Raw genomic sequence first — 24,302 nt, forward strand, 5'->3', positions numbered from 1 at the left:
CTCGTGGCCTCCTTTGAAGGCGATAGATTGGTGCTGCCGCTCTCTTTTTCGGTAGGCGGCAGCACCTCGGAAATGCGGAGGAAAATAAGAGGAGAGAACTGCGCCAGGAATCGGCCCCGGCAGACTGTCTAAAACTCAGGCAGCCGACGTGATGCCAGGCGCGGGCGTGTCCGCGATAGAAGCAGGGATAACTGCGGGCGTATCGGCAGACTGACTAATCGCGGAATGCCCTTCATGGTCGGTCGGAATCCGCAGCGCTGCTATCCGTTCCAGCGACTGGTCCAGTGTCGCCACGTCCCCTGTTACCAGCGGAGCGAACAGGCCGAAAGCACCCCGGTCTGGGCGCAGCAGCTCCGCGCTCCAGCCACATCCCTGGTGAAGAGAGCGACTGGTAGCAACTATCCTGTGGGAAATTTCGATGGGAAGGGCCATCCTGGCCAGCGTTTCGGCGTGCAACTGCTCTGCCCTGCCGATGCATTCACCGATCCGCACCACCAGTTCGTCTCGTTGCTGCTGCAGGCGCAACCGGCGCATTCGAATAGGCACGAGCTGCCGTTGGAGGTGCTCGACTTCATTGGTGAGCAGTGAGCCATCACGAAATACCGTCAGCAGCACAACCGAATTGGCGGTGGCCACCACGCACGAGAAGAACAGCCCCAGGATGATGCCGCCAGCCAGGCCGGTTTCAGCCGCCAGCGCCTCGGTCAGGACGCGAAACCCCATCAGGACAGCGGCACCGACGCTGATGGACAGCACTCCGCCAAGGAGCAGGGTGGTCAGTAGTGCACCGCGGCCGGACGGCCACGCGACCCCGCCCTGATCGTTCTTGAACTGCCGGAGTTCAGTCCCGGCCTTGTGCAGTGCTGCCGCGAGCACCACCGTGCCCAAGAATCCGAAGGTGACCGACGTCAACAGCCGGACGATGTTGCCCCCTTCGAGGGCGGCATCCCAGGGAAGGTTGAAAATGTCGGCCGAGAACATGGTGAGAACCGGCCAATCGATAAGCGGGATCAGGCGAACGGCCCACCGCATCATCCGGGAGACCCGATGATGCTTCAAACTACCTGCACGCGTGGCGCCTGCGATCGTCGCGGCGATCGCCGTCTGTCGCTGTTCGGCTTCCTCGGCGTTCAGCAGTTCGCGATGCACACCGCGCACCGGCTCCTGGTCCAGCCGGGCGATGTCCCCGTCGATGACCGAGACTTCTCCGTGCAGCGTGACAGCTTGGTCGCCCAAGCGGTTGATCTCGACCGCACCGCGGTCACGAATCCGGTCGGCCTCAGCCTTTCCCATACCAATGACCGTCGCTTCGTACCAGCTGTGTCGATCTGGCGGGCGACGCTGGCCGACCCGTTCCTGTTCGCGGTGTAGCGCCACAACGAACGGCAGTGCGTCACGTGACACCGGCCTTCCGAACAGCCGCGATACCCAGATGAGGCGGCGAGACAACGGTGGCGGACTGACCGAATGCACTGCCGGTTTCGCCACGGCGGGCGGCGTTCGGCGGGAGCGTGGAGGCATGGAGATTTCCCTTCATGAGGAATGGAAGTAGCGAAATGGAGGCGTGCTCACTAGGCACGCCGGATGCCAGGTATTCAGCGGGTCAGGAAGATTTCGACTCGGCGATTTTGGGCGGCTGCTGACTCGATGAACCGGCCGTCAGGCGTCAGGTTCGGGACTGCTGGTGTCGAGGCCCCGCGGCCGGTCACGGTGCCGAGGATGTTGGGTGGCAGTCCCAGGGCGACCAGGCGATCCACCACCACCTGGGCCCGCCGGCCAGACAGATTGGTTGGATCGCTGCCGGAACCGGTGTCGGCGATATGCCCCTCGACGGCAATGAGGGAGATATGGCACTTCCTGGTGGCGTCGACCAACGGCTGGAGCGTGGAATCAGCGCTGGCGGAAAGAACGGCGCTATTCGCGGTGAATGGCAATGCCGCCTCGTCGAGGCGCTGCCATACCGGGCAACCGCTGCCGTCCGTGTAGGCAGCAGGAACAGAAACCACCGGCACCGGCAGCGTCGATCGGGGTTCAGCCGCGGACGGTTCACCATCTCCCACTACGCAGCTGGTCGCCCCCGCCTCCTGACAGATGCGAATCCACAAGTTCTCCAGCAACTTACGCGCGTAGACCGGAAGCCGAGGTTGCACACTGCCACCCGTGGCGCCGATGCCGAAGTACGTGATGTTCTTGCCTGCCAGATCAAGCAGTCCTTGGCGATGGACCGATTCGGCGACTACTTCAGGATCGAAGTTCCACCCGAGGGTCGTCATGTCTACCGGTGCATCGGTATTGAGTCCGCTGCTCAGCACCACGATCCTGGAACCGGGGTACTGACTGGCGGCGTCGAGGAGTCGGACCAAGTCCAGTCCAGGCGCCTGCGAAACAGTATCGGCGAGATCAGCCTTCAGGGCGTCGATGTTCTCCCGGATCTTCCGATCGCGGGCGGCTCCATGCTCGATCTCCCCTTTGCCACGGAGGGGCGTTAGCCTCGCCCAGTCATGGAAATAGCTTCTGACCTGCGGCAGGAATGGCGAAAGGTGCTCTGACCTGCGATAATTCGACTTGCGACAGTTGAATTTCTCGAGGGTCTGGAGCACCTTTCTGGTGAGTGAGTCTATATCGCCGTATCCGCGGCTGGGTATCGATGGTGAAGGTTCGGGCGTGGTGTCACACGCAGGTGCGACGCTACTGCTGCGCACTGCCGAGAAGATCGGGTTGACCGGCGGTTTATCGGAAAAGTTGAGGCCGTGGCGCAAGTCGATGACTATCCACGATCCCGGCAAGATCGTGCTCGATCTGGCGGTCTGCCTCGCGATCGGTGGTGATTGCGCCGCGGATCTGGCGTTGTTGAGGGCCGAACCGGGGGTGTTCGGTTCGGTGGCCTCGGACCCGACCGTGTCGCGCACGATCTCCACTCTGGCGGCCGAGGCGCCGAAAGTGTTGGCTGCTATCGCTTCGGCCCGTGCCGACGCTCGCGCCCGAGCCTGGACCCTGGCCGGATCCGACGCCCCCGATCACCGGATCGGCATCGATACTCCGTTGATCATCGATCTCGATGCCACCCTGACCGACTCGCACTCGGAGAAGCAGGGTGCGGCACCGACATTCAAACGTGGCTTCGGGTTCCATTCACTGTGGTCGTTCATCGACCACGGCCCGGACGGGACCGGGGAACCCGCCGCGGTAATGCTGCGCCCGGGCAACGCCGGTTCCAATACCGCCGCAGACCACAAGCGAGTCCTGTCCGACGCCCTCGCCCAAATGCCATGGCAGCCTTCATGGCGGGTCGGACGGAAGGTATTGGTGCGCACCGATTCCGGTGGTGGAACCCATGAGTTCCTCGACTACTGCCACCGCCGCCGACTGCAATACTCGATCGGGTTCACCCTCACCGACGACATCGTCGAAGCCATGGACACCCACCTCACCGACCGTGACTGGACCCCGGCCTACGATGCCGACGGCCAGGTCCGGCCCGGCGCCTGGGTCGTGGAAGTCACCGGCCTCACCGACCTGTCCGGATGGCCACCGGGCATGCGGCTGATCGTGCGGAAGGAACGCCCCCATCCCGGTGCCCAACTGCGGTTCACCGACCGTGACGGACTCAGGTTGACCGCGTTCGTGACCAATACCCGCCGAGGTCAACTCCCCGATCTGGAACTGCGCCACCGCCGCCGCGCCCGCTGCGAGGACCGCATACGCGCCGCCAAGGACACCGGACTACGGAATCTGCCGTTCCACTCCTTCGACGCCAACCGCATCTGGCTCGCACTCATCGCGCTCGCCCTTGACCTGACCACATGGATGCAAACCCTTGCCCTCCACGACCACCACGCACGCCGCTGGGAACCCAAAACCCTACGGCTACGCGTGTTCTCCGCCGCCGGACGCATCGCCCGTCACGCCCGCAGAACCCGACTCCACCTCGCCCGCCACGCACCCTTCACCGAACTACTCACCACCGCCGCGGCACGCCTGCAACCAGGATGACCAGCCATTCCACCGTCCCGACAACCAAGGAAACCAACCCTCCCGAGGTCCGTGGAACCCGGCAGTCAGCCCGCTGCGCGGGCTGACTGCCGCACCCACAATCGGGAAACTACGATCGAAATACCAATCCGAACCCGCTCAGGCCAGCACGTCAGCCCCACGAAAGATTGAGGTTAGATCCCGTTCGATGGCAGGGCTGTTGGGGGCGGTGATGATGCGAACGAGGGCATCACCGGGCTTCTTGGCCTTGGTAGCCATGGAGACCAGTTCGGATTCGAGGGTTGTGGGGATGGAAGGGGTTGGTTCGGCGGAGGATGCCGACGCCACCAATGTCAGGGTTTGGGAGGTTTGGGAGGTTTGGGTGCAGGCAGCGATGATGCACAGGAGAACAACGGCGCACAGAACCAAAGTAGTCAGTGTGCAATAGCGTTTGGTTTGACGTAGAGCGATGACAAGGATCACGGTATTTAATCTCCGCTGTGATGAATGGCTGGAAGGAGAACCTTGTTCCTCATAGGGCCAGCATCGCTGGCCCTATGAGCGGTACATCCAGTTACTGACTAGATGTGATTCGATTCGTGCTGATCGTCCTTTTGGTTGTGATCGGTTGCACGAATTCCGCGCGGCGACAGCTTGATCACCACGGTCACCTCGGGGGCGAGGGTGATTGCCGCGAAAATGATCAGGGCTGACGTCGTATCCATCGGATTCTCCTTTGTGTCTGGTGTCGATCTGTCGACGGAATCCATCTCACCGCAGAGCGTCTGACCCAGGCAATACTTTGCCGCCACGGACAGGCCACGAGCTGGCCACAGCCCTCCAACCAGCGAATATGCTCGATCCGATACGACTCCACTGGCCCGAATTGGTGGCCAAACGGTGGCCTGAACCGCTTGACTATTAGGGCAATATTCGATAGTTGAGCGTGCATCAATGATTGCAGTATGCAGCTGAAGGTGGTTTAATGTCTCTTAGGAATAAGAAGATATGAGTGAACAATTCCCAACAACGCCACCACGTCCTGAGCTTGAACCCGAACGGGGACCACCAATATTGCCCTTGGGGCAGCTTGAGGCAGATGCAATAGCCCACCTTCTTGAGACTGTGGGCAAAGAATCACACCTCACAGGCTATGGCTCTCCGACGCGTAGTCAAGTTGAAGCTGTCAACGACGCCGCCTTCAACGGTATGGACCGTCTCATAGAGGAAAACACGCCGTTAGCACGAGACGCGCTCCGTATCATGACTCACGGTAGCGATTGGCAGAAAATACTATCGGTTTATCCACTTGAGCGACTTTTGCGTAGGGATTGCCTGGCCGAGGATGATCAGAACATTCTTCCGACCGCATCTGACCTGGTTCGAATTATGCATGATGAAAACAGCGGCAGGATATCGCCGGAGGTTCTGAGTGCCACTATAGATTTCTCGGCGACTAGGTTGATGAGTGATCTGGTCAGATATCGCACGCTTGATCCGAGGAATTCGTCATCCACCAGCTGGCTGCCTGCCGACATCGGTAGTTGGTTTGAGCGGGAACTGCTATCACACTATGATCGAAGTGATATTCGCTTGTAGAGCAACATAGTTCGGGCTGAAGCGGTATCATGCTCACATGTCAGACGGGGAGGCCGAGCGGCGCAAGGCGATATACAAAGAGTTGGTCGCATTATTCACGCTTCGGGCCACGGTAGAAGAGAAATTGAAGGCTGGCACGTACGCGATCGTTAAGCCTTCAGACGACTACTCGAGTGAAAAGTTTCACGTCGATCTATATTATCTGGCCCGCTTAGTCATGAATTTGCAGCCGGGCAGGTGGGCATCAGACGGTCCAGTGTTGGCTATTGAAGAGGCTATTGAAGAGGCGGCCAAGGAAACACAGTTTGACAAGAAACTCGATAAAAGTCTTGAGATTACTTACAGGCAATTGGCGCACGGTCTGTACGTAATCAGAGACATGAAGCTGTTAGTTATTCGTGGAGATCTAGATTCTTATCTGCTGAAACGCATATTCGATGACTCACTGAAGTGGTCACCCAGTTCTCGTCAGAAGCAAGAGTGGACGAAGAAGCTCCGAGAATACCTTGTCGAAGCGCTGCTTGCCCTCGAATCTGAAGCCAATATTGGTCTGCAATCATCAGAGTCAGTGTCAGAAATACCCGCATCACAAGAGTCGCCGCCCAATCAGTTCAAAAACGCGCAGCTAGCGCCTCCACCTTCTATTGAGAATGCTCCGCCATCCGATCCACCCCTCACCGGCAAAGCCCGTCAACTCGCGCTCGCCGTACGAAAAGAACTGCATGACGAAGCGCTGCGCTGGAAAGTCAGTGAACCTGTGCCAATGCCGGTTCGATGGTCTTCGGTCGGCCCTGATCTCAGGCAAAATCTCGAAAATATCCCGATGAATATCGACGGAAAATCCGTTGAGGAAGGCGGATTTGAGGATATTGTTGCGGTGCTGAGTGCGATTGATCGCCACCGTTTGGTTGTTCTGGGCGGCCCCGGCTCGGGAAAATCGACAATCGTGCGAAATTTCGCCCATTCGGTTCTCGGAAAGGGAGATTCACCAACTCCACCCCCCGATGACCCCGGTACATTCAAAGGGAAGATCCCGGTAATATTCAATCTGGCATCTTGGGACGCAAAAGGTGGTGATTCGTTCAATGATTGGATGTCATCCCTGTTAGTTCGAGATCATCCCGGACTCAAACCCGAAGAAGCGGCGCAGCTGGTTCATGGAGGGCATATCCTCCCCATCCTTGAGGGATTGGACGAGATGCGCGAGAGAGATAAGAAGAAGCAATATGACACCGGCGCGAGAACGATTGGCGAGAGGGCTCTGGAGAAGCTGAACGGGAAACCTGATGATCCACTCATGCTTACCAGTCGGACGAAGCCCTATATGGTGACGACCGATTATGTAGAGGCGCTGTCCAGGGGATGGACTATCGAATTGAAAGAATTGACCGTCGACGATCTTATCGAATACCTGCCGCGAACAGGAAACAAAGAAGAAATCGGTGCAAGATGGATTCCCGTTCTGAACAAAATCAAAGAAGGCGATCCAAAGGCTGTTGTAGCAGGCGAAGTATTGAAGACCCGTCTAATGGTCTACCTGGCGCGCACTATCTATGCCTCGGCTGATGCTGATCCAGACGAACTCACTGATGGCGGTTATTCGAGTGTTCCTGAGCTCGAAAAGCACCTCTTTGGCAGGTATATTTCTACTATCTTCCCCGAAGGCGAGGAGAGCGAGACCGAAAATGTCGTAGTCGACGGTGAGATAGCCACACGTAAACGTCGACACTATGATGACCCTGCAAGTGTTCTCATCTGGTTGAAGTACCTTGCCGAACACCTCGATAATAACGAAATTAGATGGTGGGAGTTAGCCTCTAAAGTTCGTCCATATACGCGCGCCATTATTTTCGGACTACTTGCAGCTATTGTCGGTGGTGCGTGCGGATGGGCAACAGCACAATTTGATGCCTCATTGTTAGCCATTTCATTGGGCGTGGGCATCGGGGGTGTCCTCGGAGGATTCTATGGATGGATGTACAGCGCTGAGCTACCGACGAGCGTCCGGTTGTTTAGCCGAGGGAGTTGGGAAAACTTCCGCTGTGAAATGGTAAAAACGCCCCTCTATGGTGGAACTGGAGCGTTCGTTGGATGGCTGATGGTCAAATCCGCCAGCGCGACAATCATGGGAACATGGTCGTGGTTCCTTCTTCCTCTCGCTGGGGCGGTGGCGGCCTTTCCTCCTTGTTTAGTGCAGAAATGGATTAATCAGCCAGATCGGAAACCCTTTTGGCAAGAAGTCGGCATCGCAGCTACAGGCGGCGCTGCCATATGTTTTATTATTGGTTCAGTCGGTTGGGTCACAAAAGCTTCGATAGGTTCAATCTGGGATTGGCTCGGAGTATCAATGATCTTCGCGTTGTTTACGCTACTTACATTCGGGCCACATGCCCGTCTTGAGGTTGATGAAGTCGTGACGCCAAGCAAAATGGTGGTGATGAGTCGGACGCACTTTATCTACTACACGGTGATGTCAGGAGGAATGATCGGGTTTCCCGTCGGATTTCTTATCGGCCCTTGGGGTGGCATCATCTTTGGCATTGCGACAGGTCTCGCAAACGGTATCGGTAACAGTGCATGGGGCCGCTGGGGTGTGCTAACCCGAGGATGGCTGTGGGCCACCGGAAAGCTGCCCCGCCGTCTCTTGGCATTCCTGGATGATGCTCATCAGCGTGGAGTCCTTCGGCAGTCCGGTCCTGTATATCGCTTCCGACACAAGCAACTGGCCGAATATCTACGAGACCTTGAGGTAAAGAGAGAGGAATAAACGTACCAGTTGGCTTTTTCTCTCGTATGCACCACGCTAGTCAAATCGGTGTACCGTACTCGCATGATGGCGTCGGCATCCGCTATTGGATCAGGTAAGCGAACACAATTGTGGACCACGGTGGTGCTTACCCTGGTTGGCCTCGTACTGCATGTCTGGCTGTCGCCAAAACTACACGCCAGTACCGACTGGCCGCTAAGTTGGCTACATCGCGTATCTCACTGGCCGCACCCAAGGGCACAGGAAATTGTGCTCCTGGCCGGGTTTAGCGGTTTGGTGTACTTCGCGATCGAAACCAACGGATTTAGAAGTGTTCGTCACAGAAGTCGAACCCCACTCAATATATTTCTCTGGGTCGCAACGATAGGGCTCATACCAGTTATTCTTGCTCTAATGGTTGGCTTGCTTGCTGCGTCAGTGTTTCTCCTTGCCGTCGCTGCTGTCTGTCTATTTGTATTTGGAGTACTAAAGGCCGCCTTCGAGTAGATTCGACAGGATTACGTACACGAATACTTCGCCAACCGTTCTGGATTTCTGTATTGGCATTTGCGCCATTGAGGTTCAGCAAGGGGCTACACCCACGGTGGCCGTCGAATCGGTGTCGCCCGCGTAGGTGGCCGGATGTCCTGCACCCGCGGCAGGACATCCGTCTTGGCATTCATGTTGGGCCACGGACGAGGGCTGAGCTCGGCTGGCGGTGAGTCCCTATCCGTTTGCCTCTCACCGATTCCAAGGCTGCCCCCGTGGTCACCCATCCCACCGTCACCGTGACGGCGTGATGGGCCAGCCTCATCACCGTGGGAATCACGGTTTCCTCTCCACCGCAGGCCGATTCGGATTCCAACGATCACTGCCAGCGAGGCACTGAGTGGCCACAGGACTACGAGCAGCGAGTCCGACATCACCGGTAGTTCCGCCTCAATCCCACAGTTCAGCACACGGCAGGACAGGGAGATCGGCATGCACGTCGTCATCGACTGCCACGACGAACTCTGGGAAGGTCTGTGCCAGTTCGTCCGCTACATTTTGGATCTGCTCAGCACTGCCCTTGAAGTCGAGGGTCAAAGCACCTGATTCGATATGGATATGGCGGATGTGCTGCGTCGAAGGCATCGATGTCACCGCGGCCTGTTCACGGCGAGCACCTGTTTGCCAGCTGTCACCAGCACTCCCTGAGCGGCGGCCTTTCGCGGACAGCGCCTGACGCGACAGGCGACGTGGAACTGCATGATCCGATGGGCCTGCTCGATCGTGAAGGGCACGACCGGCGCCTGGTGAGCTTCTTGTGGCGTCATGGCGGCGAGCTGGCGTGTGGTGAGCGAATGCACGAAGGATCTCTTCCGGGTCGGGCGGAGACTCGACCGGTAGGCCGAGGGTGGTACCCGGCACCGGGGGCTCAAGGCCACCGGTACGCCCCGCCTTTGAGGGCCGGTGCGCCGCTGAGAGGGTCAGCGGCGACACCCCGGTACCGGGTACCGGCCTGACCGTAAGCGCAAATTGGCCCTTTTCTGGCGCAAGAATTAGCAAGGCTTTTCAGAAATACCGAATTCGGTATAAGGTCCGTGTGAGGGGTGAAAGTTATTGCACGGCAATGTTCTTCGATGAACCATTAGACTAGGCTGACCAAGCGGCGGAGTACCAGCATGCACTTGACCACAGGCGAAGTAATACGTCGGGTTCGCTCGAATACCGGCATGACGCAGCGCGAACTCGGCGCGTTGATCGGGTTCACACAACCGGCTGTTTCTCAGCTGGAACATGACGGTCCGGCGGTCAACGACCTTCGGACGCTGCGTCGTGTGGCCCGTGCACTTCAGGTGCCGCTTGCCATACTGGTAGTGGAATCGAACGAGGAGGCAGACGTGAATCGTCGCAACTTCCTACGAAACGGCGCGATCGGCGCTGGCCTGGCCGTGTCAGTCGGTGCGGCGCACCGGGCCGCCGCAACTCCACCTGGGGTCGGAGGCTCAATCCAGGTTGGTGCCAGCGACGTCGCCGACATCGTCGCCAGCACCAACGAAATTCACGAGTTGGACCTGATCGTGGGGGGTGATCGCCTGTGTCGGGTCGCCGCGAACGAGGTGCGCTACGCCGAACAACTTCTGAACTCGGCGTCCTACAGCGACGTGGTAGGCCGCCAACTCACCAGCGCGGCAGCCGAGATGATGACCGCCGCGGGGTGGGTGCACTTCGACGCGGGACGGTTGGAGCATGCTCGGCGGTACTACGCCGATGCGGCTCAAACGGCGAACGCCGCCGGTGACAGCACGGCAATTTCGCATGCTTTGCTCAACGCGAGTTTCCTGAGCTACCAGGGCGGATTCTCACCATCGAAGCCTTCGAAGGATGTGCGCCCTCGGGAGGGTGTCAACCTGGCCCAGGCCGCGCAGACCGCAGCTCGTCGTGAGGGCGGACCACGGCTTCGTGCCATTGGTGCGATCTATGAAGCCGGAGCGCAGAGCGCGAAGGGGGATGGGTCAGCGATGGCGGATGCCATCAGCCGTGCACACCGCGCCTACGAGTCGACTCGCGGCCATGACCCCGATTGGGTGTACCTGCCGCCAGCAGCTCTTTCCGGCATGACCGGCTGGGCCTATATGCGCAGTGGCGATCACCGCTCGGCAGCCATTCACTTGCAGGCCGCGATCGATGGTTCGATGTCATGGCAGCGAGAGAACATCGGCTGGCGTATCAAATTGGCCGAGAACCACATTCAGGCTCACGAGCTTGCCGAGGGGTGCCAGGTGCTGGTCGATCACTTCGATCAGATCAACAGCACTACCTCGACCCGGCTTCGTTCCACGCTCGACACGATCATGACCGACCTTCGACCCCACGTCGCGGTTCCGGAAGTCCGAGAGATCATGGGGAAGATGGCGGAACGGGTGTAAGGATTCCTTAGCCGTTTGCGCTGTGCCGCTCCATCGCGGTTCGGATCACGTCGCGGGCGCGATTGCCGATCTCGGCCTGTTCGCCCAGTGCGGCGAACGCCCGCTCATAGAGCACAACTTCGCGGGGCTGCGTCACCGTCAACTGCGCCGTGATCGTTTCAGCCTGCACCATCTTCCGATCGAAGATGGCGAAGTTCATTAGCGGTATTCGGTAGGCCGCATCCACCGGGATCACGCCAAGCACGACACGTGGGAGAGTCATCGCGACCAGTAGGCGGTCAAGCTGCTCGACCATGACTTCCGGGTCACCGACAACGGTGCGCAGGGCCTGCTCGCCGATCAGGAAGTGAAATCGGTGGCGACCGCGGTACAAGACGGTTTGCCGCTCCAGCCGCGCAGCCAGGGATGCCTCGATGACATTGGGGCCGCCGTAGAGGGATTCGATGGTTTCGAGAACACCCCGGATGTATCGAGGCGTCTGCAGGAGGCCAGGGATGAGGCCGGGCTCATACAGCCGAACTAGCTCGGCGTCAGCTTCCATCTTGGCGATCACCCGCTGCCACTGGGGGATGCGTATGCGCCGGACTTCGAGGTAGGCCGCTTCGACGTTGTGCAGGGTAGCGATCAGATCGGGCAACTGACCGGCAGCACGACAATGCAGACACCACGCCCGGATATCCTTCTCCGACGGTGTCTGCTTGCCGTATTCGATTTTCGAGATCTTCGACTCGTGCCACCCTTCGAGATCCGCCAGAGCACGGCCGGTCAGACCGGCACCCTTGCGGATCTCCCGGAGTCGCTGTCCGAGTGCTTCTCGGGCCTCACGAAGGTTGGTCACCGATGCAGGGCACGCGTGTATTCGTCATGCGGGACTGCGGCCGGCCACACCCGATCGCGAACGGCGCGGAAGTGTGCGGCGATCACAGGATCGGTCGTAACGGCAAATCCTGCGCCTTCGCCACTGGGGGTGAAGACACTGAACGCGGCGAGGTGGTCATCGAAGAGCCAGTAGTCGTCACTGGTCAACTGCCGTACATCGATCGAATGCCTCGGCAACCATCGAATCTCCTCGCCCGCGCCGATGTTGCGGGGCGACACTGAGAGTGCCCACCGTGTGTAGTCGGTGTGCGGCTCGGTCACCACCCGCACTCGTTGGACGACCTTGCCGGTGCCGGTGAGCTCCCTGATGAGATCAAGCCAAGATTCCTGCCATGACGCAACTTCGGGTTCGCCCGCGAGGAACTGGCGCAGGGGCTCGAACTCGCCGGACACCGCGTAGGTATCTTGCAGTTCGAGATGAAACGCGCGCCGCCACGAAGAGCGGAACAGATCGTCGAGCTGGTCACCCGTCAGTGAGTACATCGCGGCGGACTTCCTTTCCGATCGGTACCTCGACACTCGCCTCGTGAGGCGGAATATCCATCTGCGCCAGGGCTTCGACGTCGGTCAGCGGCTCACCCGTCAGGGTGAACGTACCGTGTCCAGTGTCGTGAAGCTCTGTGCCCAAACAGGTTCCGCGCTCCAAGAATCCGAGCAGAGGGTGCGGTATTTCTATCAGTGTCGGCTGATCTGGCACGCGCCAGCCCTGCACGACGTAGGTCCCCCGATCGCTGGCATACAGCGTCGGGGATTGGTGCGAGCCGGTGTTCTTGCCGAGGAAACGTAAACGCATGGTGGAGACCCCTGCCAACTGGTGTGCGTCAGCTTGCTTACGAGCAGAACCATCCTCGCCACGACATCGACCGCAGGTCAACGGTTTAGCGGTCATGGCGCAAGTTCACGCACACTCGTTGTCCGCGTGATCGCGCTGTTCATATGGTTTCAGCCAGGCGCCCGCGGCCGGTGGTGTCCTCTCCTGGCCGTGGGTTGCCTCACCATCGCGAAACGGAGGGGTGGCAACAGAATGCGCGAAGCCGACACAAAGGTACTGGGTGCTCTGACAACCCACGAGCACTGCTCCACCGCCGAACTGTCCGAAATCACGGGCCTCGACACTCCCAGTGTCCGACAGGCGGTGGTGGCGCTGATCGCGCGTGGTCTGCTGACTGCTGTACCCGATGGGAACTCCATCGCGTGGAAGCTGAGTCAACGCGGGCGAGCTTTCGCCGAGTCGGTCCGTCGCCGTGCCATCCTCGATGTTCCTTCGACACCACGAACGGCACGCTGATGCTGGATGCCGAACTGCTGGAACGGATCGCCTGCCACAACAGCACCTGGGCGTCTTCGTGTGTCTCAGCGGCGCATTCGGCCATGCAGGTACATCTGGATTGCCTGGTCGGAGAGTGCGCCGCCAAGACGGCAGCACACCGGACTTTGACGGAGGCCGGTGTGCTGGTGCCGGATTCGAGACGGACAAGATGACCGGTAGCGAAGTATGGAGAAGCTGTCTATTCGGTTCTTTCGTGGACTCAATATAAAACGGCCGTAAGGTTTCTTAGGTCCAAGCCCTCCTCTGGCGTTGCCTGCTTCGGCAGTGCCAAGCGGTTGCTGTGTTATAGTCACACGCTTGTAATTCGTGTGATCGATCAGCTCTGTTGGCGCGCGTACAATGCTCAAAGGGGATGGATGTGAGACTTTCGGAAGTTTCGCTAAGCAACTTTCGAAGCTGCCGGGAAGTCACTGTCGGCCTAGCTGAGGATCTGACAGTTATCGTCGGCGAAAATGCATCTGGGAAAAGTGCAATAATCGACAGCATTCGATTTGCAACGATTCCTGCCATTGAAGGAAAAGGGCTTAGGTTTTCTGCTGAATTTGATGTTACGCGCGGCACGGAGGCAGTAGAGGTATCGATATCGGCCAAGTACTGTAATTTAACGGACTCAGAGAAGGCCGTCTACCTCGCTGCGCTGATCGATCCCGATGACATCCTCCGCTATAATCTTACTTTCTCGACAAGCCTGGATCTACCATATTGGCGCTCGACAGCTCATTCGATTGGCAAAATTGGTGCCGATGATCCAGAGCCGATTAATCGCAAGCGAATAGCGCATGTATATCTCCCGCCGCTTCGCGATGCCGTACGAGAGCTGGACTCGGGCAATGGCGATCGCTTGGCGGAGGTTCTGAAGGTCTTGACAGCTGGAGACAGGCCAAGACGTGAGGAATTCGTCAGAGACGCAAATAAGGTGTTGGCCCAAGTGGCAGAACTTGGTCTGCCAGAAGACGCGCGCAAGGAAATTTCTGAACACCTCCATAAGATTACTCCGCCAAGCAGAACGCATAACGTAAGGCTTATAGGAAAAGAACAGGAACTCAGAAGGCTTGCGGCTCTTTTGCGAATGCAGCTCGCAGATGATCATATAGATCCACTGAGGCTAGCATCGTCCGGACTGGGATATGCGAATCTGATGTATATCGCCACGGTGATTGTCCAGTTGGTAAATGCAAAGGACTACGACCTTACTATACTGCTGGTCGAAGAACCGGAGGCCCATCTTCACCCGCAACTTCAATCAGTACTTCTTCACTATCTTGAACAGCAAGCAGCTGAATCACGTAGCAGGAAACCAATCGGGCTTGAGCCAGCAGGAAGAGTGCAAGTAGTTGTCTCGACCCATTCCCCAAATTTAGCCAGCAGCGTTGCAATCGAAAAAGTTCTAGTGGTTTCACGCGATCAAGATATCGACGGTTGTTGGCGGACGAGCGCAACCCCACTCGGCGGCTTAAAATTGACGAAACCAGAGTTCCGCAAGCTCAACCGATATCTTTCGGTAACACGGTCGGCGCTACTCTTTGCACGTCATGTCGTGCTAGTTGAAGGTATCGCCGAATCGCTGGTCATCCCGGAATTTGCAAGAAAGCTATACTCGAACGATCCCGATCTCCTTCGTCATCTTGCGAGCATATCGTTCGTAGCTATTGATGGCGTCGATTTCGAACCATATCTCAAACTTCTTCTGTCAGGCTCATCCAAGCGTGTAGATAAAGTAATCGTGATAACAGATGGGGATCCAATCAAGAAAACCGGGGTCCGGCAGGGGGATAATCGAAAGAATCGCTATCTGGAACTCTTTCAAAGCGATAGTCGTCTAGAAATATTCGTCGGCGGTACAACTTTTGAGGCCGAGTTATTTTCTCATGTCAAAAACTATACGCTGCTGCGTGAAGCTTTCGTAAGGCTTCATGAGCGATCGGGCGAAAAGTGGGATGGCCTATTTGGAGATCTAGGGCCGGACACTGAAATTCGTGCTAACTCTTTCGCAGAAGCTCTGCGAGCGGAAAAGGGTGGAATTGACATCGGCAAGGGGGACTTTGCTCATGTCATATGTGAAATGATTGCTGAACACTCCGGCCAGCTCGATGAAATAGTATCGCTGCCGACATACATTAAGGGTGCCCTCGACGCGCTACGCTACGCCCTGAAACCATCTGTTGAGAATTCGTCTTCCGTGGATGTGGCGAGTGTCGATGGCTAAGTTAAGCGACGCGCAAAATCTGATCCTAAACCCGAACATCCGCTTGGTCGAAGCAGGGCCCGGCGCAGGTAAGACGCGCGCCATCGTTAGGCGATTTATAGAAATTTCAGAACATAGTTCGCGGGGAGTCGCATTTCTCTCATTCACGAATGCGGCAGTGAGTGAGGCCACTTCCCGATGTGTAGATACCCCAAGTGTAATTCATGCACCGAATTTCATCGGCACTTTTGATCGCTTTCTTCATCGCTATCTAGTAACACCTGCTGTAGTCCGAGAAACCGGTAAGCAACCGCAATATGTCGATAGCTGGAATGATATCTCCGATAGTCGCGGAATGGCGCCGAAGATTCGGCACAAAGACGTGCATGGAACCGGCCTCCTGCTTTCTAATTTCCGAATCGATGCCGATGGTGAGGTTTCCTATCCTGTTGAAACTCCAAAAGCGGACGAATCTTATGTTGCATCACTCAGGAAAGAAGGAACTTTCCCCGTAGATCTATTATGGAAGGCGAAGAATCGAATTCATAGTCTCGTCAAAAGCGGACTATACGACTCCGATCAGTCGCGACTAAAGGCGCTAACACTGTTGCGTGATCGTCACTCCGAGTGGCTTCAACAACGCCTTGCGGATCGCTTTGAAGAAATTATTGTCGATGAATTTCAAGATTGTTCGTCGCTCGATCATAAAATCATATCTGGATTAGAATCTATTGGCATACGAATTGTCGCGGTGGCTGACCCGGATCAAGCAATATATGAGTTTCGCCACGCGTCGCCTGAAGCCTATGCTCGGTATCGCTCTCAGCTCGACGAGACGGAAATTGTCCGCTTGGACGAGAACTATCGGTCGTCGCACGTAATTTGTGCACTGATCTCCAGTCTCAGAACCATAGGTGACGGGCGCATTATAGCCAGAAGGCCAGTCGACTCCATTAATCGGTGCGCAGAACGCATCCATGTAGTGTCAGGCGACTATCTTGATGCTCGTTTGAAATTTGATGAGCTATCGACTGGCCTTGATATTTCTCGCTCGGAGCGAATAGCATTGTCGGCCACCCGGAAGGGAGCGGCCGCTCTTGCTGGCCGAGAATCCATTGAGGCTATTGGCAAACACTGCTCATCTCAGCTTTTGCAAGGTCTCGCAATCCTGAGAGAAAGCAGGGTTGCATCGGTCAGGAAAGAGGCGATTTCTCAGATCGAGGATCTTATCCTCGCTACTTTCAGGTTCCCCGACGATCCCGGTTGCAAAACCAAACAGGCGCGGCTGGAAATCGCAGGTCTCACACCTGGCGATCTACGAGGAATCGTAGGAATACTTCTGTCGGAAGCGCGTGACTGGATAAGCCCTGCGGCAGCGATTGAATCTATGCGAGATGTTATTTCCGCCGAACTCGCTCGGGGTTGTATCGCGATAAAACCGGCAAAGACGCGTTTCAAGGACTTAGAAAGTGCTGATTGGAATCGCTGGAAAAGATCGAGCGGCTCCATGCACGATCTCTCAATCCTGTCGGCTGCTCATACCTACGCCGTGAAGGGAAAAGAGTACGACGCTGTGCTTCTGGATATAGAAGAGTCGCCGAAGGGCGGTCGTCCGCATATCTTGGATTTATGGCGATCCGGAGAAACCCACGAGGCGGTTCGTGTTCTATATGTAGGAGCAAGTAGGGCGCGTCGACTTTTAGTGCTGGCTACTTCTCCCAGACATTTTTCTACGCTAAGGGACCTCCTCGAAGATGCGAATATACCCGCAGAGTACGAAGAGGCGGGTATGCTAGCCTTACCCGTTTGACTTTCACGCGTGGCCGGTTAAGCCAACCAGAACACGGTGGTTAACGCGCGTGTCCCCCTCCGGACACAACCAGTACGCCAACCTGCGGTCGCGGTTTGGTTTCTGCTGTGACTTGTTGGGTTTCGTGGTCGTAGGTCAATTTCAGGCCGAGTTCTCGGTATACCTCGAGTTTGTCGCCGGGGTCGGCGGCGCACAGGATCGTTAGTAGTCCGCCCAGGGCGTCGACCAGTTGGCGTATCTCGTTTCGGTTCATCCGCCGGGTTGGTTGCGTGTGCTGTGTGGTGGTGAGTTGAGCGACGAGGGCCGCGCGTTCGCGGTAGACGTCGCTGCTCCACGCGGCGACCATCTCGGTGTCTGCTCCGGCTTCCAGGGCAGCGCGGTGTTTGGCGAGTTTGCGGTCGCATTCGGTGATCGCGCGTTGCTGGTGGTTGGGTGCGGCCATCGTGTCGGGGTGTGCGGCTTCGAGTTGGGTGAGTGTGTGTTCGACTCGCCCGGGCTCGAATATCTCCTGAGGTGTCTGAAGGACTTCGGACAGCGTTCCAAAGTAGGCTTTGGGATAACTGAACGGAGTTGTTTGTGGCACAGAAGAAGTCGCCGAAACCGCGGCCGTTCAGCGCGGAGTTTCGGGAGACTGCGGCGAGGGAAGTGGTGGAGAAGTCGCGGGCGGTCGCCGATGTCGCTCGTGACTGTGGGTGACGGGTCAGACGATCCGGAATTGGGTGAGCGATTTCCGGCGTGCGCATGTCACCGATTCGGAGTCGTCGATCTCCGAGCGTGCCCGCTTGAAGGAGTTGGAGCGTCGGGTGCGGGAGTTGGAGGAGGAGAATCGGTTCTTGGGAAGATCGGTGGCCTTCTTCGCGAAGAAGCACCGGTGACGGTGAAGTACGCGTTCATCGCCGCTGAAGAAGGCAATCATTCCGTGGTGTCCATGTGCCGGTGGGCGAAGGTATCGCGGTCGGGCTATTACGCGTGGCGCGACCGGGAACCCTCGGCCACCACGCAACGTCGCGAAATCCTGGCCGCCGAGATCCGATTCTGTTTCGAGCACTCCGACAGCACCTACGGTTACCGCGTGTCCACGCCCAACTGGCCCGCTGGGGCACGTCGCTGGATCCGGGTACGGTCCGCACGATCATGCGTGAGCTCGGGCTTGGTGCCGTGCCAGCCGCGCCCGTTCCGGCCGGTCACCACCCTTGCCGGCGACGCGGCCGACCTGCCGGATCTGGTGCGTCGTGATTTCACCGCCGACGCGCCGGCGACCAAACTCGTCGGTGACATCACCTACATTCGCACCTGGGAAGGATGGCTGTATCCGGCGACCGTGCTCGACTGCTATTCGAAGAAAGTCATCGGTTATGCGATGGCCGAGCATATGCGCACCGAACTCGTGAGCGACGCCCTGGGCATGGCTGCCAGGAATGCTGCTTTCAATCCTGGAGGCACAATTTTTCACAGTGAACGTTTCCGAGTAGTGGTCTGACGGATCGGTTGCTGCGGCGGTGCTGAAAGATGTTGGGGTGGAACGCGAAACGCGGAACCTCTGGCGTATGAAGGAGGTCCGACTAAAGATCAACTTCACAGAGGTTCCGCGCGTCATGAGTGTCGCATACATCGCCATCCTGCCGTTGCCCGAGTCCACCGTCGCCCACGTCGCGGGCTTGCTGGCCGCGCGCCGCCAGGCCTTGGGGACCCGCTGGAGGGCGTTGACCTGCCTCGAACAGGCAGTGCTGGGGTTGCGGTGGTTCACCGACGGCACCCGTGTCGAGCAGCTCGCCCTGGACAACGCGATCGGCCGCACCACCGCCTACGACAGCCTCCACGAGGTGATCGATACTCTCGCCGCCCAGGCCCCGGCCTTGCACAACGTGCTGCTGGCCGCGAAAGTCGCTGGGCACCAGCACATCAGCGTGGACGGTACGCTCATCCACACCGACCGGGTCGGCCAAGCCGGCCCCACCACCGCCAAAGCCACCTCGGTGCCACGCCGGGTCAAAGTCGACCTCTGGTGGTCGGGAAAACACGGCCGCCACGGCGGGAACATCCAGGTCGTTACCGCCCCGGACGGGTGGCCGATGTGGACCTCCGAGGTTCGTCCGGGACGTGAGCACGATGTCACCGCGCTGCGCGCCCACCCCGAGATGCTGCCCGCGCTCACGGACTGGACCGGTGAAAACCTGCCCGTGCTGGGCGATCTCGGATACTTGGGCGAGGCCACAACGATCACGGTCGCGGTCAAGAAGCCCAAGGGCGGGCAGCTGACCGACGAACAGAAAACGGCGAACAAGGCCCACAACCAGGTTCGCGCGGTCGGTGAGCGCGGTAACGCACTGCTCAAATGGTTCAAGGCATTGCGTCGAGTCAGCTTGTGCCCGTGCCGGATCGGTGCCATCGCCGCAGCCGCGCTGGTGTTGCTGCATCTTCAACACGGCCGCAGCGTCTGACCGTGACACGCCGCTACTCGGAAAGGCTCAGTGACCGCGGCAGCCAATATTTGTCCGCCGAGTTCGCTGCTGTGGCAGATGAATTGGGTGTGTTGCGCTCGGTAGGCCGCACCGGGTCATGCTTCGACAACGCCTGGGCGGAATCGTTCAACGGCACTCTGAAGAACGAGCGGGTGAACCGGACCGAATACCCCACCCGCGAACACGCGAGAAAGGACATCACCCGCTATATCGAGCTGCGGTACAATCAGATTCGACTTCACTCGGCAATTGACTATCGGACGCCGAACAAAGTAGAGTCCGAATGGTTCGAACAGAACAAGGCAGCGTAGAGAACCGAAGATCCGCTGTCCGAAATCTTTCCAGCTCCTCATCCGCTAGCCAGGTGTCGAGGGGGTCGATGAGTTGGTCTTCTTTGAGGAAGACGTTCAGGGGGTGTTGCAAATGGTTGGCGAGGGCGTATTCGCGGGGGTAGCGGCAGCGGTAGACGGCCGCGTTGTGGAACCAGTTGCCCTGCATCTTGCGTCCGCAGGTCTCGTGGACGACGAGTCCCTTGAAAGCGTAGGGGTGGGTGCGGCGCACGGCCTGGTGCGGTGAGCGCACGGTGCGGCTGCCGAATTTGGCTTGTGCCTGTCCGAAGACTTCTCGGCCGATGATGACGTCGTGGACGGTTTGGTCGGAGTAGACCCAGTCGGCTTTCGGGTTCCATGTGAGGTGGGTGTGGTGGCCGGGGGCGACGTCGTCGACGTCGATGAGCGATTCCTGTTTGTGTTGTTTGGGACTGCCCCGGCTTTGGTTGACTCGCGGGGTGTGGTGTTTCAGGCCGCGAGTGCGGGCTGATTGATTGTCTCAAACTCGATCGGGGTCAGTCGCCCGAGTCGGCGTTGTCGACGCTTTCGGTGGTAGGTCTTCTCGATCCAGACCACGATGGCCAGGCGCAGTTCCTGCCGAGTCGACCAGCGTTGGCGGTCCAGCACATTGCGTTGCAGCAACGCGAAGAACGATTCCATCGCAGCATTGTCGCCACATGCCCCGACCTTGCCCATAGACCCTCGTAAACTGTTGTCCGCCAACACTTTAACAAACCTCCGAGACCGGAACTGGCTACCACGATCGGAATGAACGATCGTGTCTTGCGGACCCCGCAGCGCGATCGCGTTCACCAGCGCCGCCACCGCCAGGGACGCCTTCATCCGCGAATCGATCGAATAGCCGACGATCCGGTTGGAGTGCACGTCCTTGATCGCGCACAGATAGAGCTTGCCCTCATCGGTCCAATGTTCGGTAATGTCGGTGAGCCACAACGCATTCGGTGTGTCCGCGGTGAACTTGCGCTGTACCAGATCGTCATGGGCCGGGGGTCCGGACTTGCGGGTCAGGCCCCGCTTCTTGGCGAACACACTCCAGATCCGCTGCTGCGAGCACAACCGGGCGACCCGGTTCTCCCCGGCGGTGATCCCGCGTGCCGGCAGCTCGTCAGCGATGAAACGGTACCCGAACGCGGGATCCTCGGCATGGATCCCCAGGGCTGCGTTGATCAGGTGCGCGTCATCCCAGTCACGTTGTGAGACAGGGTGTTTCTTCCACTTGTAGAACCCTTGTCGAGAGAATTCCAGTACCCGGCAGGTCACCGCGACGGGGATGCCGTCGGTGGCGAGGTCAAGGACCAGCGGGTACATCATTTTGGGTTGACGCCCCGGGAGAAATAGGCCACCGCGCGGCGCATGACCTCGGCTTCTTGTTCGAGTTCGCGAATCCTCTTCTTGGCCTCGCGCAGCTCTGCTGACTCCTGGCCGGTCACACCGGGCCGGTGACCCTCTTCGATATCGGCCTTGCGCAGCCAGTTCTGCAGGCAACTCACCGAGATCCCGAAATCCTTGGCGATTTTCGGCAACGGGATCTCGCCCTTGCGGGCGAGCGCGACCACGTCGCGACGGAACTCCACGGGATAGGGCTTGGGCATGGTGACATCCTTCCAGCGAGGACCAGGTCCTCACAGGTCAGGAGTCAACCGAACCGGGGGCAGTCCCGATGCCCAGAGCGGTGGGGTGTAGCTGATGGTTGCTTGCCGTTGGTTTGGCTTCAAAGGACTGGCTGCCCCACCGCGCTGGACACTCCGACCGCTGATTGAGAGCTTGTTGCGGGTCGTCGCTGTTTAGGGATCTGTCGGCGGGGTTGTCCACGGGCGTAACCGTTTTCGAGTCAGGAGCACGCGGGTGACTACTCGCCCTCAGATGTGGGTCGGGATCGACGTCGGCAAGCAAGCGCATCACGCGTGCGCGGTCGACGAGACCGGCAAGACGGTGTTCAGCCAGAAATTCGGCAACGACCAAGCCTCGATCGAGACGTTGATCGCCCGCGCCGGCCAGGCCGCGCAACAGGTGCGGTGGGCGATCGATCTGACCAGTCCGATGGCGTTGCTGCTGATCACGGTCTTGTTGGCCGCTGATCAAGCGGTGACGTATGTGCCGGGCCGGGTGGTCAATACGATGGCCCACGGATTCCGCGGCGAAGGGAAAACCGACGCCAAGGACGCGAAGGTGATCGCCGAGACCGCCCGCATGCGCCGCGATCTGGGGCAGGTCACGATGCCCGACGAGCTGGTGGTCGGGTTGACCCAGCTGACCAGCTACCGCACCGACCTCATGAGCGACTGGGTCGCCGGGATCAACCGATTGCGGGCTCTGCTCGGGTCGATCTTCCCGACGTTGGAGGCAGCGTTCGATTTCTCGAACCGGACCCCGTTGATACTGGTCGCCGGAATGTGCACGCCTGCGGAGATTTGCGCCGCCGGAATCGACGGTGTCACAACATATTTGACCGACAACGGGGCATGGAAGCCCGGCATCGTCAAGGCCGCGGCCGCTGCGGTCGATGCCGCCGGGCGCCAAAGCCTGGCCCTGCCGGGCGAGGCCGATACCGCGATGCTGGTCAAACGTATCGCCCGAAAGCTGCTGGACCTCGATCGCGAGATCAAGGACACCGACAAGCTCATCACCGCACGTTTCCGGGAACACCCGTGGGCGCACATCATCGAGTCGCTGCCCGGGATGGGACCGGGTTTGGGTGCTGAGTTCCTCGTTGGCACCGGTGGTGACCTGGCCAATTTCGCCAGCGCCGGACGTTTGGCGTCCTACGCCGGTTTGGTCCCGGTCCCGCGCGATTCCGGTCGAGTTTCGGGCAACCTGCACCGTCCGAAGCGCTACAACCGGCGCATGCGGCGTGTCTTCTACATGGCCGCCCTGTCGAGCTTGCGCTACGAGAACGGGCCGTCGCGGCGGTTCTACGACCGAAAACGCGGTGAACGGCAGATACATACCCAGGCCCTTCTAGCTCTGGCCCGGCGGCTGGTCGATGTGTTGTGGGCGTTGCTGCGTGACGGTCGTGAATTCAGCGTCGGCAACCCGGCTCCGGTGGCCGCTGCGGCTTGACACGGTCATTGAGAGTCCCTTACCAGTATCGCCATCCCGCTCGATCCGGGCCCGCGGTTCGCAGCTCTCAGCCTCGCGCAGCAGGGTTTCGCCGACCAGAGCCCTGATGCCTACTCGTAGGTGACGAACAGCCTCATCCGCAGCCCACTCGCAGAGGTGGTGCGGGTGGCAATCCCGTTCCGTGATCATCTGATCGAACGCGCTGAGCACCGGATTCCCAACCGGGCCCTCTCGGTGTTGCAGCACCTGATCGAGCGCCCTGCCGCCATCAGGGCACAGCCCGACAGCCCGCAGCTCGCAGCGCTGCCGAATTGCGGTCGACCCGCCTGCCCGGTGGTCGAGGCCGAACTATCCAAAGTCACTGATCATCGCGTATTTCGGCCCTGTACGCGGTGGCTGCTCGGGCCATAGCGTCGATTCTCGAAGCCTTCGTGAGTAGTGCCCGCGCGACAAAGAGGGACGCACATGCATGCACTGGTTGTCTACGAATCCATGTTCGGGAACACTGCCGCAGTCGCCGAAAAGATTGCCGGCGGGCTAGCAGCAGCCTATTCCACCGTCGATCGGGTCGATGTGGCCGCCGCAGTCGAGTTACCAGAACATCCGGTCGACCTGCTCGTCGTCGGCGGGCCCACCCACGCCTTCGGGCTCAGCCGACCCAAAACCAGACAGGACGCCGCCGCCCGCGCCCCTCGACACGGGGGCATCGAAACCGGAGTTCGGGAATGGCTCGCCGCGCTGAGCCCCGCCGCGCCACACGCGCAGGCCGCGGCGTTCGGCACCCGCGCAGACAAGAAGGCGTGGTTGACCGGATCCGCAGCAAGAGGTATCGGAAAGCGTCTGCGCCACTTGGGCTATCAGCTCGTTGTACCGCCCGAGGACTTCACCGTCGAAAAGATACTCGGCCCGCTGTCACACGGTGAACTCGCCCGAGCAAGAAACTGGGGCGAGCAGCTCGCCTACACCCAGGCCACACCGCACCGTCCCCCGGTGTGAC

General features: G+C 59.0%; 24 protein-coding genes. 14 read left to right on the forward strand and 10 right to left on the reverse strand.

All coding sequences use genetic code 11. The annotated features are described in order from the left end of the window. Positions 1-135 precede the first annotated feature (135 nt). A complete protein-coding gene (locus OG225_RS16965; RefSeq protein ID WP_405182544.1) occupies positions 136-1,404 on the reverse strand; it encodes a hypothetical protein in 1,269 nt (422 codons plus the stop codon). Positions 1,405-1,595: 191 nt separating this feature from the next. Continuing rightward, positions 1,596-2,600, reverse strand: coding sequence for an OmpA family protein (locus OG225_RS16970; RefSeq protein WP_405182545.1), 1,005 nt, complete (start codon positions 2,598-2,600; stop codon positions 1,596-1,598). A gap of 7 nt (positions 2,601-2,607) precedes the next feature. On the opposite strand from OG225_RS16970, the gene OG225_RS16975 reads away from it, so the two are divergent. Continuing rightward, on the forward strand, positions 2,608-3,993 hold the full coding sequence (locus OG225_RS16975) for an IS1380 family transposase (protein WP_405181495.1): 1,386 nt from the start codon (positions 2,608-2,610) through the stop codon (positions 3,991-3,993). 138 nt (positions 3,994-4,131) lie between these two features. On the opposite strand, the gene OG225_RS16980 is transcribed toward OG225_RS16975, so the two are convergent. Both OG225_RS16980 and OG225_RS16985 read right to left on the reverse strand, forming a co-directional pair. After that, entirely contained in the window at positions 4,132-4,455 is a 324-nt protein-coding gene (locus tag OG225_RS16980; protein ID WP_405182546.1) for a hypothetical protein, read from the reverse strand. A gap of 98 nt (positions 4,456-4,553) precedes the next feature. After that, entirely contained in the window at positions 4,554-4,697 is a 144-nt protein-coding gene (locus OG225_RS16985) for a hypothetical protein (RefSeq protein ID WP_405182547.1), read from the reverse strand. A 283-nt stretch (positions 4,698-4,980) separates the two neighbouring features. Here OG225_RS16985 and OG225_RS16990 point away from each other — a divergent pair, with 283 nt between their 5' ends. Continuing rightward, positions 4,981-5,571, forward strand: a complete 591-nt coding sequence (locus OG225_RS16990) for a hypothetical protein (RefSeq protein WP_405182548.1) — start codon at positions 4,981-4,983, stop codon at positions 5,569-5,571. A 37-nt stretch (positions 5,572-5,608) separates the two neighbouring features. After that, a complete protein-coding gene (locus OG225_RS16995) occupies positions 5,609-8,338 on the forward strand; it encodes a hypothetical protein (RefSeq protein ID WP_405182549.1) in 2,730 nt (909 codons plus the stop codon). A gap of 918 nt (positions 8,339-9,256) precedes the next feature. On the opposite strand, the gene OG225_RS17000 is transcribed toward OG225_RS16995, so the two are convergent. Beyond that, positions 9,257-9,451 carry a hypothetical protein gene (locus tag OG225_RS17000; protein WP_405182550.1) on the reverse strand — a complete coding sequence of 65 codons (195 nt, stop codon included), beginning with the start codon at positions 9,449-9,451 and terminating at the stop codon, positions 9,257-9,259. A 530-nt stretch (positions 9,452-9,981) separates the two neighbouring features. Here OG225_RS17000 and OG225_RS17005 point away from each other — a divergent pair. Then, entirely contained in the window at positions 9,982-11,229 is a 1,248-nt protein-coding gene (locus tag OG225_RS17005) for a helix-turn-helix domain-containing protein (protein WP_405182551.1), read from the forward strand. A gap of 7 nt (positions 11,230-11,236) precedes the next feature. Here OG225_RS17005 and OG225_RS17010 read toward each other — a convergent pair whose 3' ends face one another. The 3 genes from OG225_RS17010 to OG225_RS17020 are packed head-to-tail and all read right to left on the reverse strand — an operon-like array spanning position 11,237 to position 12,901. Further along, positions 11,237-12,067, reverse strand: a complete 831-nt coding sequence (locus OG225_RS17010; protein ID WP_405182552.1) for a helix-turn-helix domain-containing protein — start codon at positions 12,065-12,067, stop codon at positions 11,237-11,239. After that, positions 12,064-12,591, reverse strand: coding sequence for a DUF6879 family protein (locus OG225_RS17015; RefSeq protein WP_405182553.1), 528 nt, complete (start codon positions 12,589-12,591; stop codon positions 12,064-12,066). Before OG225_RS17015 ends, OG225_RS17010 begins: the two co-directional genes overlap by 4 nt. After that, positions 12,572-12,901, reverse strand: a complete 330-nt coding sequence (locus OG225_RS17020) for a hypothetical protein (protein WP_405182554.1) — start codon at positions 12,899-12,901, stop codon at positions 12,572-12,574. Before OG225_RS17020 ends, OG225_RS17015 begins: the two co-directional genes overlap by 20 nt. 231 nt (positions 12,902-13,132) lie before the next feature. Between OG225_RS17020 and OG225_RS17025 the strand changes: the two genes are divergently transcribed. The 3 genes from OG225_RS17025 to OG225_RS17035 all read left to right on the forward strand — a co-directional run bounded on the left by OG225_RS17025 (position 13,133) and on the right by OG225_RS17035 (position 17,433). After that, on the forward strand, positions 13,133-13,396 hold the full coding sequence (locus OG225_RS17025) for a MarR family transcriptional regulator (RefSeq protein WP_405182555.1): 264 nt from the start codon (positions 13,133-13,135) through the stop codon (positions 13,394-13,396). A 400-nt stretch (positions 13,397-13,796) separates the two neighbouring features. Then, complete coding sequence (locus OG225_RS17030; RefSeq protein ID WP_405182556.1) at positions 13,797-15,644, forward strand: ATP-dependent nuclease; 1,848 nt, start codon at positions 13,797-13,799, stop codon at positions 15,642-15,644. Next, positions 15,637-17,433, forward strand: a complete 1,797-nt coding sequence (locus OG225_RS17035; RefSeq protein WP_405183286.1) for a UvrD-helicase domain-containing protein — start codon at positions 15,637-15,639, stop codon at positions 17,431-17,433. Before OG225_RS17030 ends, OG225_RS17035 begins: the two co-directional genes overlap by 8 nt. A 40-nt stretch (positions 17,434-17,473) precedes the next feature. Here OG225_RS17035 and OG225_RS17040 read toward each other — a convergent pair whose 3' ends face one another. Then, positions 17,474-17,875, reverse strand: a complete 402-nt coding sequence (locus OG225_RS17040; protein WP_405182557.1) for a hypothetical protein — start codon at positions 17,873-17,875, stop codon at positions 17,474-17,476. Positions 17,876-18,009: 134 nt separating this feature from the next. Between OG225_RS17040 and OG225_RS17045 the strand changes: the two genes are divergently transcribed. The 5 genes from OG225_RS17045 to OG225_RS17065 all read left to right on the forward strand — a co-directional run bounded on the left by OG225_RS17045 (position 18,010) and on the right by OG225_RS17065 (position 20,206). After that, a complete protein-coding gene (locus OG225_RS17045; RefSeq protein WP_405182558.1) occupies positions 18,010-18,129 on the forward strand; it encodes a transposase in 120 nt (39 codons plus the stop codon). A 23-nt stretch (positions 18,130-18,152) separates the two neighbouring features. Continuing rightward, positions 18,153-18,308 carry a hypothetical protein gene (locus OG225_RS17050; protein WP_405182559.1) on the forward strand — a complete coding sequence of 52 codons (156 nt, stop codon included), beginning with the start codon at positions 18,153-18,155 and terminating at the stop codon, positions 18,306-18,308. Between the two features lie 263 nt (positions 18,309-18,571). Continuing rightward, positions 18,572-18,913 (forward strand): DDE-type integrase/transposase/recombinase, encoded by a 342-nt coding sequence (locus OG225_RS17055; RefSeq protein WP_405182560.1) that lies wholly within the window; start codon positions 18,572-18,574, stop codon positions 18,911-18,913. Between the two features lie 115 nt (positions 18,914-19,028). Then, positions 19,029-19,874 (forward strand): transposase family protein, encoded by an 846-nt coding sequence (locus tag OG225_RS17060; RefSeq protein ID WP_331758801.1) that lies wholly within the window; start codon positions 19,029-19,031, stop codon positions 19,872-19,874. A gap of 2 nt (positions 19,875-19,876) precedes the next feature. Next, positions 19,877-20,206 (forward strand): integrase core domain-containing protein, encoded by a 330-nt coding sequence (locus OG225_RS17065; protein WP_405182561.1) that lies wholly within the window; start codon positions 19,877-19,879, stop codon positions 20,204-20,206. A gap of 486 nt (positions 20,207-20,692) precedes the next feature. Here the strand turns inward: OG225_RS17065 and OG225_RS17070 are convergent. Then, a protein-coding gene (locus OG225_RS17070; RefSeq protein WP_405178671.1) for an IS3 family transposase occupies positions 20,693-21,837 on the reverse strand; the annotation gives its coding sequence in 2 pieces (ribosomal slippage) (positions 20,693-21,558 and positions 21,558-21,837; 1,146 coding nt in all). 253 nt (positions 21,838-22,090) lie between these two features. On the opposite strand from OG225_RS17070, the gene OG225_RS17075 reads away from it, so the two are divergent. After that, positions 22,091-23,305, forward strand: coding sequence for an IS110 family transposase (locus tag OG225_RS17075; protein WP_405179552.1), 1,215 nt, complete (start codon positions 22,091-22,093; stop codon positions 23,303-23,305). 465 nt (positions 23,306-23,770) lie between these two features. Continuing rightward, positions 23,771-24,301, forward strand: a complete 531-nt coding sequence (locus OG225_RS17080) for a flavodoxin family protein (protein WP_405182562.1) — start codon at positions 23,771-23,773, stop codon at positions 24,299-24,301. Position 24,302: the final 1 nt, after the last annotated feature.

This window comes from Nocardia sp. NBC_01377 (assembly GCF_045040005.1).
GTDB classification, from domain to species: domain Bacteria; phylum Actinomycetota; class Actinomycetes; order Mycobacteriales; family Mycobacteriaceae; genus Nocardia; species Nocardia noduli.